Consider the following 13,537-nt stretch of genomic DNA (forward strand, 5'->3'; position numbering starts at 1 on the left):
CGCGCGAGGGCCGGCTCAGACGGCCCGCACGGCCTCGACTCGGTACGTCTCCACCCGCATCGCCGCGTCGTCCAGGCACTCCCCGGTCGTCAGGTCGAAGCGCTGCTTGAGCAGCGGGGAGGCGACGAACGGGCGGCCCCGGTGGGTGCCGGTCAGGCCCCGGGAGAGCACGGCCGCTCCGGTGAACGGGTCGCGGTTGTCGATGGCGTACAGTCCGCCGTCCCGGTCCCGGAACAGGGCCACCTGGCCGCCGTCCGGCAGCAGGGCCGCCACGCCCCGGCCGGGGAGCAGGGCGCCGAGGTCGCAGGCCGTGAACCAGTCGTCGGCCAGCCGGAGCCGCACCTTCAGGCCGGTTGTCTCGGGTGCCGGGGCCTCGGCTGCCGGGGCCTCGGGTGCCAGGGTCTCGGGTGCCAGGGTCATCGCCGGGTGCTTCCTTCCAGGAGGTCGTCTTCCGAGGGTCGCCGCAGGCCGATGTCCAGCAGCGGCAGGTCGGGCTTCATCTGGTCGCGCTCGGGCACGAAGCCGACGACCGGGTCGGGGGTGCCGGGAGCGTTCACGAAGGACACGAACCGGGCCAGCTTGTCCGGGTCGTTGACGGTCTCGGCCCACTCGTCGCGGTAGTGCGAGACGTGGGCCCGCATCAGGGACTCCAGCTCGTCGCAGATGCCGAGCGAGTCGTGCACCACCACGTCCCGTACGTGGTCCAGGCCGCCGGGGATGCGCTCCAGCCAGGTGGAGGTGCGCTCCAGCTTGTCGGCGGTGCGGATGTAGAACATCAGGAACCGGTCGATCAGGCGGACCAGTTCGGCGTCGGACAGGTCCTGCGCGAGGAGGTCCGCGTGGCGCGGGGTGGCGCCGCCGTTGCCGCCCACGTACAGGTTCCAGCCGTTGGACGTGGCGATCACCCCGAAGTCCTTCGACTGGGCCTCGGCGCACTCGCGGGCGCACCCGGAGACCGCCGACTTCAGCTTGTGCGGGGAACGCAGGCCCCGGTAGCGCAGCTCCAGGTCGATCGCCATGCGGACGGAGTCCTGGACGCCGTAGCGGCACCAGGTCTGCCCCACGCAGGACTTCACCGTGCGCAGCGACTTGCCGTACGCGTGCCCGGACTCGAAGCCGGCGTCCACCAGCCGCGCCCAGATCAGCGGCAGCTGCTCGACGCGGGCGCCGAACATGTCGATCCGCTGGCCGCCGGTGATCTTGGTATAGAGCCCGAAGTCCCGGGCGATCTCGCCGATGACGATCAGCTTCTCCGGCGCGATCTCGCCGCCCGGGATGCGCGGTACGACGGAGTACGAGCCGTTGCGCTGGAGGTTGGCAAGGAAGTGGTCGTTGGTGTCCTGGAGCGCCGCCTGCTCGCCGTCCAGGACGTAGCCGCTCGCGCCGATCGCCGGGGCCAGCGAGGCGATGATCGAGCCCACCGCCGGCTTGCACACCTCGCAGCCCTCACCGCCCCGCGCGCCCTCCCTGCCGTGCCGGTCGAGCAGCTCGCGGTAGGAGGTGACCCGCAGGGCGCGGACGATCTCGTACAGCTCCTCGCGGGTCTGCGCGAAGCAGCCGCACAGCCCCTTGTCGACCTCGACGCCGCTCGCCTCCAGCTCGGCGGTGACCAGCCGGCCGAGCACCTTCACACAGGAGCCGCAGCCGGTGCCGGCCTTCGTGCACTTCTTCACCTCGGGCACGGTCGTGCAGTTGTGCTCCGTCACCGCGCCCCGGACCGTGCCCTTGGTGACGTTGTGGCAGGAGCAGATCACCGCGTCGTCGGGCAGCGCGGCCGGGCCGAGCTGGGCGGGCGCCCCGGCACCGGCGGGCAGTACGAGCGACTCGGGGGAGACCGGCGGGACCGATCCGGTGAACGCCCGCAGGGTGCCGTACGCCTCCGCGTCGCCGACCAGGATGCCGCCGAGCAGCGTGCCGTCGCGGCCGACGACCAGCTTCTTGTACAGGCCCGCGCGGGAGTCGGAGTAGACGACGTCCAGGCAGCCGTCGGCGGTGCCGTGCGCGTCGCCGAAGGAGGCCACGTCCACGCCGAGCAGCTTCAGCTTGGTGGACAGGTCGGCGCCGGTGAAGGCGGCGTCCTCGGCGGCGATGGTCGCGGCGGCCGTCTCGGCCTGCTCGTACCCGGGGGCCACCAGCCCGTAGACGCGGCCGTCGGCGGCCAGCGCGCACTCGCCGATCGCGAAGACGTGCGGGTCGGTGACCGTGCGGCACCGCTCGTCCACCGTGATGCCGCCGCGCTCGCCGACCGCCAGCCCGCAGTCCCGGGCCAGCTGGTCGCGGGGACGCACACCGGCGCTGAACACCACCAGGTCGGTGGCGAGTTCGGACCCGTCGGACAGCTTCATGCCGGTGACGGCACCCGATGCCTCGTCGACCACGATCTCCTGGGTGCCGACGCCCGTGTGGACGGACAGGCCCATCTCCTCGATGGTGCGCAGCAGCGCCGCGCCGCCGCCCTCGTCGACCTGCACCGGCATCAGACGCGGCGCGAACTCCACGATGTGCGAGGTGAGTCCGAGCCCCTTGAGCGCACCGGCCGCCTCCAGACCGAGCAGCCCGCCGCCGACCACGGCACCGGTCGTCGCGTTCTTCGCGTACTCCTCGATGGCGAGGAGGTCCTCGATCGTGCGGTAGACGAAGCAGCCCTCGGCGTCCTTGCCGGGGACCGGAGGGACGAAGGGGTAGGAGCCGGTGGCCAGGACGAGGATGTCGTACCCGACGACCAGCCCCGAGCGGGCGGTCACCTCGCGCGCCTCCCGGTCGATCGTCTCGGCCGGGTCGCCGACGCGCAGCTCGATGCCGTGCTCCTCGATGAAGGCCGGGTCCGTCATCGACAGGTCCTCGGGGGTCCTCCCCGAGAAGTACGAGGTGAGCTGGACGCGGTCGTAGGCGGGGCGCGGCTCCTCGCACAGGACGACCACGCGGTGGGTGCGGGTCAGGCCGCGCTCGGCGAGGGCCTCCAGGAAGCGCTGGCCGACCATGCCGTGGCCGACCAGCACGATCGTCGGGGGGTTCCCCGGGGTGGCGGTCATCAGGAGCCTCCGTCTTGGGTGAGCAGGTGGAGCAGGGGGCCGCCGTCGGAGGGGAGCGGCTCTGCTCCCTCCCAGGCGCGCGCCAGCGCGCCGACGGTGCCGAGTTCGCCGACCAGGACCCCGCCGACCAGCCGGTCGTCACGGACGACGACCTTGCGGTAGGTGCCCCGGGTGGCGTCGGCGAGCTGCACGACGTCGTCGCCGGGGCGGGGGTCGGTCTCGCCGAACGCGGCGAGGTCGAAGGGGGCGAAGGGACTGTCCGCCCCGGTGAGGGTGAGCCGGGTCAGGGCGCGGGTGCCGGTGTAGCGGGCGGTGCCGTCGCCGGCGAGCAGCCCGGCGAGGGCACCCGCCTGTTCGAGGGCGGGCGCGGCCAGCCCGTACACGCGTCCCGCGTGCTCGGCGCAGTCGCCGACGGCGCGGATGTGCGGGTCGGAGGTGCGCAGCTCGTCGTCGACGAGGACGCCCTTGCCGACCTCGAGCCCCGCCTCCCGCGCGAGCCCCGTCCGCGGCCGTACCCCGCACGCGAGGACCACCAGGTCGGCGCCGAGGGCGTACCCGTCGGCCATCTCCACGGACCGCACCGCCCCGCCGACGCCGCGCACGTCCCGTACCCGGCACTCGGTGTGCACCTCGACGCCGAGGCCCTCCAGGTGCCGGCGCACGAGCGCGGAGGCCGCCGGGTCGAGCTGCCGCTCCATCAGCCGCTCGGACTGCTGGGCCAGGACGACCTGGGCGCCGCGCACGGCCAGCGCACGGGCGGCGGACACCCCGAGGAGTCCGCCCCCGATCACGACGGCCCGCGCCCCCGGCCGCACCGCCTTCGACAGTCCCAGGCAGTCGTCCATCGTCCGGAACGCGTGCACGCCCTCGGGCAGCTCGTGGCCGGGGGCGAACAGGCCGCGCAGCGGCGGCAGCACGGCGTTGGAGCCGGTGGCCAGGACCAGCGTGTCGTAGGCGATCACGGACCCGTCGGCGCACCGCACGGTCCGCCCGGCCCGGTCGATGCCGGTGACCCGGCCGCGCAGCAGCCCGGCGGGCTCCGGCAGGGCGATCACCTCGGGGCCGTACCGCCCGGCCAGCACCTCGGCGAGCAGCACCCGGTTGTACGGGCGGTGCTCCTCGTCGCCGACCAGCAGCGCGGGCGTGCCCAGCTCACCGAGCCGCCGGGCGAGCGTCACGCCCGCCAGTCCGGCGCCGATCACCACCACACGCTTCTTCGAGGTCATGGCATCGAGCGTGCGGCGCCGGTGTTACCCGTCCGCATCCCCTCTGTTTCCCCGGGGGAACGCTGCCCTCAGCGGGAGCGGACGGAGCATGTGAGGGGAGGCGGGAACCTCAGAAGTCCCTCATCTCGATGGACGGCACATCCATCCGTCCATAGGGTCGCGATCATGCCCGACATATCGCTGACCACGGTCGTCCTGCTCTGCATCGCCGCGCTGGCGGCCGGCTGGATCGACGCCGTGGTCGGCGGGGGCGGCCTGCTGCTGCTCCCGGCGCTGCTCCTCGGCCTGCCCGCCGGCACCCCGGCCGCGCACGCCCTGGGCACCAACAAGGCGGTCGCCATCGTCGGCACCACGGGCGCTGCGGTGACCTACGCCCGCAAGGCACCGGTGGACGTGCGCACCGCCGTGCGCATCGGCCTGGCGGCGCTCGCCGGGTCCTCGGGCGGCGCCTTCTTCGCGGCCGGGATGAGTACCGAGGTGCTCAAGCCGGTGATCATGGTGGTGCTGCTGGCGGTCGCCGCCTTCGTGATCCTGCGCCCCGCCTTCGGCACCGCGCCCGCCACCGGCCCGGCCACCCGCCGCCAGATCCTCACGGCGATCGGCCTCGCCGGCGTGGGCATCGGTTTCTACGACGGCCTCGTCGGCCCCGGCACGGGCACCTTCCTGGTCCTGGCCCTCACCGCCCTGCTCCACCTGGACCTGGTGACCGCGTCGGCCACCGCGAAGATCGTCAACTGCTGCACCAACGCGGGCGCCCTCGCCACGTTCGCCTGGCAGGGCGCGGTGCTGTGGGAGCTGGCCGCCCTGATGGCCGTCTTCAACCTGGCCGGCGGCATGTTCGGCGCCCACACGGCCCTCAAGAAGGGCAGCGGCTTCGTCCGCGTCGTCCTGCTGACGGTGGTGTTCGCACTGGTCGCGAACCTGGCGTGGGAGCAGTGGGTGGCGTAGCCGGGGCGGTGGGGCGAGGGCCGTGTCACAGGTGGCCGATACCCTGCGGGAATGAGCAACGCGACGTGGGACGCCTTGGCAGCGACACCTCTCCCGGAGGTGCGCCGCCGCGCGGCCGTCCTGGACGAACTCGCCGGTGTCGAACCGGTGACGGTACCCGGCGCCCTCCGTTCGGCCTGGAACGACGGCGGCGGCCAGTCCGCGGTCTGGTACTTCGCCGAGGACGGTCGCGCGCTGCTGCTGACCTTCGACCACGAGTCGGAGCTGAACCTGTACGCCGAAGACGACTACGCCCTTCAGGAGTCCCTCTACGACGGCGTCCCCGAAGCCCTGGTCGCCCTCGTCCGCGACCGTCCCGAGAACTACGAGTCGCTGAACCTCACCGATCCCGCGACCGGCCGGACGATCCACTACGCGGGCGGTGTGTTCTGGTACGACGGCACGCGCTGGCAGGTGTCCGACGGCCTGGCGGAGTACTGCCGCCGCGAGGACGAGGACCCCTTCGGCGAGTCCGGCTTCGACTACTGCCTCACCGGATACCTCTTCGGCCGGGACTTCACCCCGGAGACGCTCGTGGCGACGCGGGAGAAGGACGGTCAGTACCAGGACGAGCGGGAGAGGGAAGCGGACCTGCTCGCGCTGCGCGAGGTCTTCGCCCGGCACGGCGGGGCCCGGGGGTGAACGCCTCACCGGCTCCCGGTCAGGTGGGCGAAGACGACCACGTTCCCCTGGTATCCGGTACTGCGTGAATAGGCGCCGCCGCAGGTGATGACGCGCAGTTCGGGGCGGTCGGCGGCGCCGTAGACCTTCTCGTCGGGGAAGGCGTCGGCGGCGTAGACCTCCACCGCGTCCACGGTGAAGACCGCGACGCCGCCGTCGCGCCGGTCCACCTCGATCGTCGAGCCCTTCTTCAGGGCGCCGAGGCGGTAGAAGACGGCGGGGCCCTCGGCGTTGTCGACGTGTCCGGCGACGATCGCGGTGCCCGTCTCGCCGGGGGTGGTGCCGGCCTCGTACCAGCCGGCCAGGTTCTTCTTCTCGGCGGGCGGCACGTCCAGGCTGCCCGTCGCGGTCAGGCCGAGGCCGGTCAGCGGGGCGTCCACACCGATCGCCGGGATGCGGACGCGGTCCGGCGGGGAGGGCGGCAGCGCCGGTGCGGCGGCGCCCCGGCCGTCCGGGCCGGTGGCCGTACCCGCCTGCGCGGCCGACGGCTGGGGCGGGGCGTCGGTGCGGCCGCCGCCGAGCAGCAGCCACGCACCCGAGCACAGGGCGACCGCGGTGACGGCCGCTATCGCGGTGTCCTTGACCCTGCGCATGACGTCCCCTCTCCCTCGGATCCCTGGGGTCCCCGGCCCCCTCCGGGCCGCGAGGGGCGTCGGACCCGGAGGGGGTGGGGAAGTGCGGTACCGGCGGACGGGCAGCGGAGGGTGCCCGTCAGATCCCGTCGCCTCTCGCCCGGCGATGCAGGAGCCAGGTACCGCCCGCGGCGGCGACGGCGAGAGCCGCCACGCCGGCCGCGGTCTGCACGGGGTCGGGGCCAAGAGCGCCACCGACCCCCGTCTTCACGCTTCCTCTCGGGTAGACCCGCTCGGCGGCCGGCGTCAGCGTGACCACCAGGTCGCCCGTCACCCGGCGGTCGTCGTCCCCACAGGTCGCGACGATCTCGTACGTGCCCGGCTGCGCGCTCGGCGGCACCTCGAAGTGACCGGTCGTCTCCCCGTCGCCCGTGCCCGGCGCCAGCGGGAACGTGCCCGCGCCGACCGCGCCGGCGTCGCCCGCCGCCGAGCCGCCCTGCCCGCACGCCGCCGTCGACACCACGGCCCGTTCGCCCGGCACGACCGAGGACGGATGCACCGTCAGGCCGCCGGTGGCGACGCCGTCCCCGGCGTACACCGGGGCCGCGGTGGTCAGACCGACGGCCGCGGCGGCGAGCGCGGTGCCGGTCAGCAGGCGGGCGGTACGTCGCATCGGTGCTCCCTTGAGCTGTTCGGTGGCCCCTGCCCTACCGAGGAAAGTGGCACCGGCTCCGGCCCGCTCCCCGAGCGGTGTGAACGGGTGACCGGTGCCCCCGAACGGCGGAGACGGAGCGGAACCGGAGGAGAACCGAAGGAACCACCCTGGTTACACGCTCGTTTGACAGACCCGGCGACGCGGAACGTCGCCGAAACCCGTATGACTACCGGCATGATCCAAGGCGAAGCGAACGCGTGTGCGTGTGGCCGCTGGTGAGGGTGGTGGTTGCAGGATCGGCGGGTGTGTGTGCGGCTGTCGTATGTATGGTCCTTCGCGGGGTTCGGGACGGCACGGTGTGTCCTGACCACAGGCCATGAGGGGGTGCGAGGTGGCGCAGGTAGGGATGGGTGAGAAGGGCGGGCATGCCCGGTACACGTACCGGTTGCGGGTGTCATCCACGGCTCGCGCCCTGCTGGCGGCGGAGTGGGGCCGGTGCCGCTGGGTGTGGAACGAGTGCGTCGCGAAGTCGAGGGCGGTGCATCTGCACAACAGGGCGACCGGCGAGAAGGCCACGTGTGGCCCGGCGCAGCTGGACAGGATGCTGACTGAGGCCCGTTCCTGTACGCCGTGGCTGCGGGAGGGCTCCTGCGTTCCCCAGCAACAGGTCATTCGTGATTTCGGTCGCTCCCGCGCCAAGGCGCACAAGGACATCGCCGAGCGTCTGCCTGTGGCGCGCCGGGCCGGGATGCCGACGTGGAAGACCAGACGCGAGGCACTGGCGACCCTCAACTACACGCGGCGCGGTTTCCGGCTGAAGGACGGCCGACTGTACCTGGCGGGCGGCATCGTGCTGAACGTGGTGTGGGCGCGGGAGCTGCCGGCTGAGCCGTCCTCGGTACGCGTGTACCAGGACAGCCTCGGACACTGGTACGCCTCTTTCGTCGTCCCCGCCCAGGTCCAGCCTCTTCCTCAGACCGGCCGTGTCCTCGGTGTCGACTGGGGTGTGCGGGAGACGGCGACGACCACGTCCGACGCGCACGACCTGCCGCACCCCGAGTACGGCGGGAAGGCGAAGGAGAAGCTCACCCGGTACGACCGGATGATGGCCCGTCGCCGGCCGAAGAAGGGGACGGCCGGATCGAGGGGTTACCGGACGGCGAAGAGGCTGCGGGCGAAGGCACACAAGAAGGTTGCCCGGCAGCGTGCGGACACCGGCCGCAAGTGGGCCAAGAAGGTCGTCCGCGACCATGACGCCGTCGCGGTGGAGGACTTCCGGCCCAAGTTCCTGGCCAGGACAAACATGGCCCGCAAGGCCGCGGACGCCGCCATCGGCGCCACCAAGACGGCTCTGATCGAGATGGCCCGCAAACACGGGCGGGACATCCGCCTGGTCCACCCCGCGTACACCACGATGGACTGCGCGCAGTGCGGAGCGAGAGCCAAGCACGCCCTGCCGCTGGGTGAACGCACCCACACCTGCACCGCCTGCGGAACCGTCTCCCCACGGGACAAGAACTCCGCACGCGTCATGCTCGTCCGGGCTGGTCTCAACCCGGCTGGCGCCGACGGCACAAGACCTCCTGGAGCGCCGCTCCAGGAGGCAGCCTGAGCCAGGAATCCCCTCCACCTTCAGGGAGGGGAGGATTCAACGCGATCTCCGCTTCGCGCAGGAAGGCGCGGCCGGCCACGGTGGGCACGAGACCGGTCGGCGTGCGGGAGAACAGCTCCACGCCGAGGTCCCGCTCCAGGCCGCGGATCTGCTGGGACACCGAGGGCTGGGCGACGCGCAGCACCTCGGCCGCGGCCGTCACCGAGCCCTGCTCGGCGACGGCCAGGGCGTACTCGAACTGCCTCAGGCTCATCGGTTCCCCTGCCCCTCGCTCGTGTGTCGCCGCTCGTGCTCTCGCCGCAAGCGTAAGAGAGCGCGGGGCCGGGGCGGGGGCCTGCCGTCAGCCCACGTTCACCGCGCTCCACGCCGCGCCGACCGCGGCGTACTCGGCGCCGTCGGTGCCGTACAGGTCACCGGCCGCGCTCAGGGTGGCGGCGCGGGCGCCCGCGTAGTCGGTGGACGAGGTCATGTACACCGTCAGCGCCCGGTACCAGATGGCGCCGAGCTTGTCCCGGCCGATTCCGGAGACCGTGGAGCCGTCGCAGGTGGGGGAGTCGTAGGCCACCCCGTCCACGGTCCGTGCGCCGCTGCCCTCGGCCAGCAGGTAGGCGAAGTGGTTGGCGACGCCGGAGGAGTAGTGGACGTCCATGTCGCCCACCGAGGTGCTCCAGCAGTCGGCCGAGGCCCCGTCCCTGCTGGGCTTGTCCATGTAGCGCAGCGCCTCGCGGCCGAAGCCGTCCCGGACCACCTTCTCGCCGATCAGGTAGTCCCCGGGGTCGGCCGCGTTGCCCGCGTGCCACTCCACCAGCGTGCCGAAGATGTCGGACGTCGCCTCGTTGAGGCCGCCGGATTCGCCCGAGTACGTCAGCGCGGCCGTCTTCGACGTCACCCCGTGCGACATCTCGTGCCCGGCGACGTCCAGCGAGACCAGCGGCCCGAAGGTCGTCCCGTCACCGTCGCCGTACGTCATGCAGAAGCAGGTGTCGTCCCAGAAGGCGTTGTTGTACCGGGTGCCGTAGTGCACGCGGTTGTACGAGCCCTTGCCGTCGCCCGCGATGCCTTCGCGCCCGTGGACGTCCCGGTAGTAGTCCCAGGTGGCGTCGGTGCCGTACTGCGCGTCCACCGCGGCCGAGGCGCGGTCGTCCGCGTTCCCCGAGCCCCAGTGGTTGTCGGCGTCGGTGAACAGCGTCGCGGGCGCCCGCACCAGGCAGATGCCCAGGAAGCACAGGTCGGTCTGGTTCTCGGCATCACCCGTGTACGTGCCGCCGCGCGTCGGGTCCTTGAGCTGGTACGAGGAGCCCGACTGCGTCGTCTCCAGCGGCACCGTGCCCCCGTACAGCGACCGGCCGTCACCGGAGACCGACTCGATGGCGTCCCAGGCGTCGATGCGGGCGCCCGTGCCCGCGTCGGTCAGCACGGTGCGCGCGACCGGGTTGCCGAGGGAGTCCAGCGCCACCGCGTTGGTCCGCCAGGCCAGCTTCGGGGTGCCGTGCAGGGCGTCGACGACCAGCTCGGGCTTGGCGGTGAGCCGCTTCAGCAGCTCGCCCGGGTTGGCGGCGCGCAGCGCGTCCGCGGCCAGGTCGGCGGCCTTGGGCGCCGACAGCTTCGGCGTGACGGTGGGCAGGGACAGAGGGGCGTCCGTCGCGCGGTCGGCACCGCGGAAGTCGCCGCCGGGTGCGAGGTGGACGACGAAGTCGCCGCCCAGGACGGGGAGTCCGCGGTAGGTGCGGTCGTAGCGGACGTGCTGGGTGCCGTCCTCGTCGACGACGACGTCGCGGGCCTCGGTGTCCTGAGTGTCCGTCAGCTTCAGGGCCGCGGCGTGGTTCAGCAGGGCCGTCGCCGCGTGCTCCAGGGCGGCGGCGCGGGTCGGGCGGTCGGCGGCCGTGGCGCCGGGGGCCAGGGCGGCGACCAGGAGGGTCGCGGTGGTGGCGGCGAGGCCGGCCGTGGCGAGACGGGGGCCTCTGCCGTGCCGTATTCGGCTCATCGGACTCCTTGGGGGGAGGAGCGCTCCGGGGCGCGTGGGGGAGGGGTGGTGGGGGGAGGCGCTGATGCTGACTCAGGTTTAAAGGTCCATGACATGCCGTGTCCATAGGGCCTCCGTGAAGATCGCGAAAGGCATGGGGGGAGAGAATGACCCTCCGTGGACACCGCGCGACTTCCGTTCTTCGTCTACGGCACCCTGCGCCCCGGGGGTCCGAACCACGACGCCCTCCTGCGCGGACGCGTCCGCGCCGAGGAACCCGCCCGGCTGCACGGTGCCGTGCTCTACGAAGGCCCGGGGTATCCGTACGCCGTCGAGGCGGCCGGGGGGACCGTGCGCGGGGAGATCGTCACCCCCGAACCCGGGGAGTACACCGCGCTGCTGGCCGCCCTGGACCGGCTGGAGGAGTACGTGCCGGGCGACCCGCGCAACCTCTACGACCGGGTGGCCGGGACGGCCGTACGGGACGCCGACGGGGCGTCCGTCCGGGTCTGGGTGTACGTGGCCGCACCCGCGGTCGCCGCCCGGCTCAGGGCGTGCGGCCGCCGCGTGGAGAGCGGGAACTGGCCCGCGGGGTGACGGCTAGCGCGCCACCTCGTGGGGTGACGGCTGGCGCGCCACCTCGTGGGGTGACGGCTGGCGCGCCACCTCCACCCGCACCGCGCACACCTTGAACTCCGGCATCCGCGAGTCCGGGTCGAGCGCCGGGTTGGTCAGCGTGTTGGCGCGGCCCTCGCCCGGCCAGTGGAAGGGCATGAACACGGTGTCCGGCCGGATCGCGGTGGTGATGCGGGCCGGCGCCACCGCCCGCCCGCGCCGGGACACGACCGCCAGCGGGTCGCCCTCGGCCGCTCCGAGCCGCGCCGCCAGCCGCGGGTGCAGCTCCACGAAGGGGCCCGGCGCGGCGGCGTTCAGCTCGGCCACCCGCCGGGTCTGCGCCCCCGACTGGTACTGCGCCACGACCCGCCCCGTGGTCAGCAGCACCGGGTACGCGTCGTCCGGCTCCTCGGCGCTCGGACGGTGCGCGACGGGCGCGAAGCGGGCCCGGCCGTCGTCGGTGGCGAAGCGGTCGAGGAAGAGGCGGGGGGTGCCCGGGTGGGGCACGGCATCCGTGCGGTCGTCCGCGTCGTCGTCGGCGAGGGGCGCCGGGCACGGCCAGAACACGCCGTTCTCCCGCGCCAGCCGCCGGTAGTCGATCCCGGAGTAGTCCGCCGGGCCGCCCGCGCTCGCCCGCCGCAGTTCCTCGAAGACCTCCTCGGGATCGACCGGGAAGCCCTTCTCCACGCCGAGCCGGCCGGCCAGCCCGTGCAGCACCTCCAGGTCGCCGCGGACCCCCGCCGGCGGGGTGATCGCGCGCCGCCGCAGCAGCACCCGGCCCTCCAGGTTCGTCGTGGTCCCCGTCTCCTCCGCCCACTGCGTCACCGGCAGCACCACGTCCGCCAGTTCGGCCGTCTCGGAGAGCACCACGTCGCACACGGCCAGGAAGTCCAGCGACCGCAGCCGCCCCTCGACGTGCGCGGCACGCGGCGCGGAGACGACCGGGTTGGACCCCATCACCAGCAGCGACCTGATGTCCGTGCCCAGCGCGTCCAGCAACTCGTACGCGCTGCGCCCCGGCCCCGGCAGCGCGTCCGGGTCCACGCCCCACACCCCGGCCACGTGCCGCCGCGCAGCCGGGTCGGTCAGCTTGCGGTAGCCCGGCAACTGGTCGGCCTTCTGCCCGTGTTCGCGCCCGCCCTGCCCGTTGCCCTGCCCGGTCAGGCAGCCGTACCCGGACAGGGGCCGCCCGGCCCGCCCGGTCGCCAGGCACAGGTTGATCCACGCGCCCACCGTGTCCGTGCCCTTGGCCTGCTGCTCCGGCCCGCGCGCGGTGAGCACCATCGCCGCCTCGGGCGCGCAGAACAGCCGTACCGCCTCCCGCAGTTCGGGAACGGACACCCCCGTGATCCGCTCCACCTGCTCCGGCCAGTGCGCCATCGCCGCCGCCCGCGCCTCCTCCCAGCCGGACGTGCGCTCCTCGACGTACGCCCGGTCGACCCGCCCCTCGGCGACCACGAGGTGCAGCAGGCCCAGCGCGAGGGCGAGATCGGTGCCGGGGCGGGGCGCGAGGTGCAGGTCGGCCTGCTCGGCGGTCCGCGTGCGGCGCGGGTCGACGACGATCAGCGTGCCGCCGTTCTCCCGCAGTTCGGTGAAGTAGCGCAGGGACGGCGGCATCGTCTCCGCCGGGTTCGACCCGACGAGGATCACGCACCCGGTCCTCGGGATGTCCTCCAGCGGGAACGGCAGCCCCCGGTCGAGCCCGAACGCCCGGGTCCCGGCCGCCGCCGCCGACGACATGCAGAACCGCCCGTTGTAGTCGATCTGCGAGGTGCCCAGCACCACCCGGGCGAACTTGCCCAGCGCGTACGCCTTCTCGTTGGTCAGCCCGCCCCCGCCGAACACCCCGAGCGCGTCCGCGCCGTACGCCGCCCGCGTGCGCTCCAGGTTCTGGGCGATCAGGTCCAGCGCCTCGTCCCACCCGGCCGGCACCAGGGTCCCGTCGGCGGCGCGCACCAGCGGCGAGGTCAGCCGCGCCCCGGGCGCGAGAACCCGCGCCGCCGTACGCCCCTTGCCGCACAGCGCGCCCCGGTTCACGGGGAAGTCCGCGCGCTCGGACACCTCGACGGTCCCGCCGTCGACGGGCGTCAGGTTCATCCCGCACTGCAGGGCGCAGTACGGGCAGTGCGTGGGGGTGGTGGCGGGGTTCCGCGTGCCGGTGTTCTGCATACCGGTCAGCCTGCGGCTTCTGTGT

Annotated in this window: 11 protein-coding genes and 1 pseudogene; 4 read left to right on the forward strand and 8 right to left on the reverse strand. The window is 73.5% G+C overall.

All coding sequences use genetic code 11. The features are described from left to right. Positions 1-15: 15 nt before the first annotated feature. Genes nirD through NI25_RS26690 form a run of 3 tightly spaced genes read right to left on the reverse strand, consistent with a single transcriptional unit; the run spans position 16 to position 4,258 of the window. The gene (gene nirD, locus NI25_RS26680; protein ID WP_061444870.1) at positions 16-420 is read right to left on the reverse strand and encodes a nitrite reductase small subunit NirD; all 405 of its coding nucleotides are present in this window, start codon (positions 418-420) and stop codon (positions 16-18) included. Next, a complete protein-coding gene (gene nirB / locus NI25_RS26685) occupies positions 417-3,032 on the reverse strand; it encodes a nitrite reductase large subunit NirB (protein ID WP_061444871.1) in 2,616 nt (871 codons plus the stop codon). The genes nirD and nirB overlap by 4 nt, the downstream gene beginning before the upstream one ends. After that, entirely contained in the window at positions 3,032-4,258 is a 1,227-nt protein-coding gene (locus NI25_RS26690) for an NAD(P)/FAD-dependent oxidoreductase (RefSeq protein WP_061444872.1), read from the reverse strand. Before NI25_RS26690 ends, nirB begins: the two co-directional genes overlap by 1 nt. Before the next feature lie 165 nt (positions 4,259-4,423). On the opposite strand from NI25_RS26690, the gene NI25_RS26695 reads away from it, so the two are divergent. After that, entirely contained in the window at positions 4,424-5,206 is a 783-nt protein-coding gene (locus NI25_RS26695; protein WP_061444873.1) for a sulfite exporter TauE/SafE family protein, read from the forward strand. A 51-nt stretch (positions 5,207-5,257) separates the two neighbouring features. Then, positions 5,258-5,887, forward strand: a complete 630-nt coding sequence (locus NI25_RS26700) for a hypothetical protein (RefSeq protein WP_061444874.1) — start codon at positions 5,258-5,260, stop codon at positions 5,885-5,887. A gap of 5 nt (positions 5,888-5,892) precedes the next feature. On the opposite strand, the gene NI25_RS26705 is transcribed toward NI25_RS26700, so the two are convergent. Further along, entirely contained in the window at positions 5,893-6,519 is a 627-nt protein-coding gene (locus NI25_RS26705; protein WP_061444875.1) for a class F sortase, read from the reverse strand. Between the two features lie 118 nt (positions 6,520-6,637). Next, entirely contained in the window at positions 6,638-7,171 is a 534-nt protein-coding gene (locus NI25_RS26710; RefSeq protein WP_061444876.1) for a hypothetical protein, read from the reverse strand. Positions 7,172-7,529: 358 nt separating this feature from the next. Between NI25_RS26710 and NI25_RS26715 the strand changes: the two genes are divergently transcribed. Beyond that, entirely contained in the window at positions 7,530-8,765 is a 1,236-nt protein-coding gene (locus NI25_RS26715) for an RNA-guided endonuclease InsQ/TnpB family protein (protein ID WP_199561032.1), read from the forward strand. 34 nt (positions 8,766-8,799) lie between these two features. Here the strand turns inward: NI25_RS26715 and NI25_RS26720 are convergent. Both NI25_RS26720 and NI25_RS26725 read right to left on the reverse strand, forming a co-directional pair. Continuing rightward, positions 8,800-9,018, reverse strand: a pseudogene (locus tag NI25_RS26720) (LysR family transcriptional regulator); the annotation flags it as partial. Positions 9,019-9,105: 87 nt separating this feature from the next. Continuing rightward, entirely contained in the window at positions 9,106-10,749 is a 1,644-nt protein-coding gene (locus NI25_RS26725) for a M4 family metallopeptidase (RefSeq protein WP_061444879.1), read from the reverse strand. Positions 10,750-10,905: 156 nt separating this feature from the next. Between NI25_RS26725 and NI25_RS26730 the strand changes: the two genes are divergently transcribed. Continuing rightward, complete coding sequence (locus tag NI25_RS26730) at positions 10,906-11,325, forward strand: gamma-glutamylcyclotransferase family protein (protein WP_061444880.1); 420 nt, start codon at positions 10,906-10,908, stop codon at positions 11,323-11,325. A gap of 3 nt (positions 11,326-11,328) precedes the next feature. Here the strand turns inward: NI25_RS26730 and NI25_RS26735 are convergent, their stop codons facing one another. Continuing rightward, on the reverse strand, positions 11,329-13,512 hold the full coding sequence (locus tag NI25_RS26735; RefSeq protein WP_107071859.1) for a molybdopterin oxidoreductase family protein: 2,184 nt from the start codon (positions 13,510-13,512) through the stop codon (positions 11,329-11,331). Between the last annotated feature and the right edge of the window lie 25 nt (positions 13,513-13,537).

It is taken from the genome of Streptomyces sp. CCM_MD2014, assembly GCF_000772045.1.
In the GTDB taxonomy this organism is placed as follows: domain Bacteria; phylum Actinomycetota; class Actinomycetes; order Streptomycetales; family Streptomycetaceae; genus Streptomyces; species Streptomyces salinarius.

What these genes read in the sequence shown, in the direction of transcription:
- NI25_RS26715 (WP_199561032.1), top strand. Translation starts at nt 7,530, where the DNA reads ATGAGGGGGTGCGAGGTGGCGCAGGTAGGGATGGGTGAGAAGGGCGGG.
- NI25_RS26695 (WP_061444873.1), top strand. Translation starts at nt 4,424, where the DNA reads ATGCCCGACATATCGCTGACCACGGTCGTCCTGCTCTGCATCGCCGCG.
- NI25_RS26725 (WP_061444879.1), bottom strand. Translation starts at nt 10,749, where the DNA reads ATGAGCCGAATACGGCACGGCAGAGGCCCCCGTCTCGCCACGGCCGGC.
- NI25_RS26705 (WP_061444875.1), bottom strand. Translation starts at nt 6,519, where the DNA reads ATGCGCAGGGTCAAGGACACCGCGATAGCGGCCGTCACCGCGGTCGCC.
- NI25_RS26710 (WP_061444876.1), bottom strand. Translation starts at nt 7,171, where the DNA reads ATGCGACGTACCGCCCGCCTGCTGACCGGCACCGCGCTCGCCGCCGCG.
- NI25_RS26690 (WP_061444872.1), bottom strand. Translation starts at nt 4,258, where the DNA reads ATGACCTCGAAGAAGCGTGTGGTGGTGATCGGCGCCGGACTGGCGGGC.
- nirD (WP_061444870.1), bottom strand. Translation starts at nt 420, where the DNA reads ATGACCCTGGCACCCGAGACCCTGGCACCCGAGGCCCCGGCAGCCGAG.
- nirB (WP_061444871.1), bottom strand. Translation starts at nt 3,032, where the DNA reads ATGACCGCCACCCCGGGGAACCCCCCGACGATCGTGCTGGTCGGCCAC.
- NI25_RS26735 (WP_107071859.1), bottom strand. Translation starts at nt 13,512, where the DNA reads ATGCAGAACACCGGCACGCGGAACCCCGCCACCACCCCCACGCACTGC.
- NI25_RS26700 (WP_061444874.1), top strand. Translation starts at nt 5,258, where the DNA reads ATGAGCAACGCGACGTGGGACGCCTTGGCAGCGACACCTCTCCCGGAG.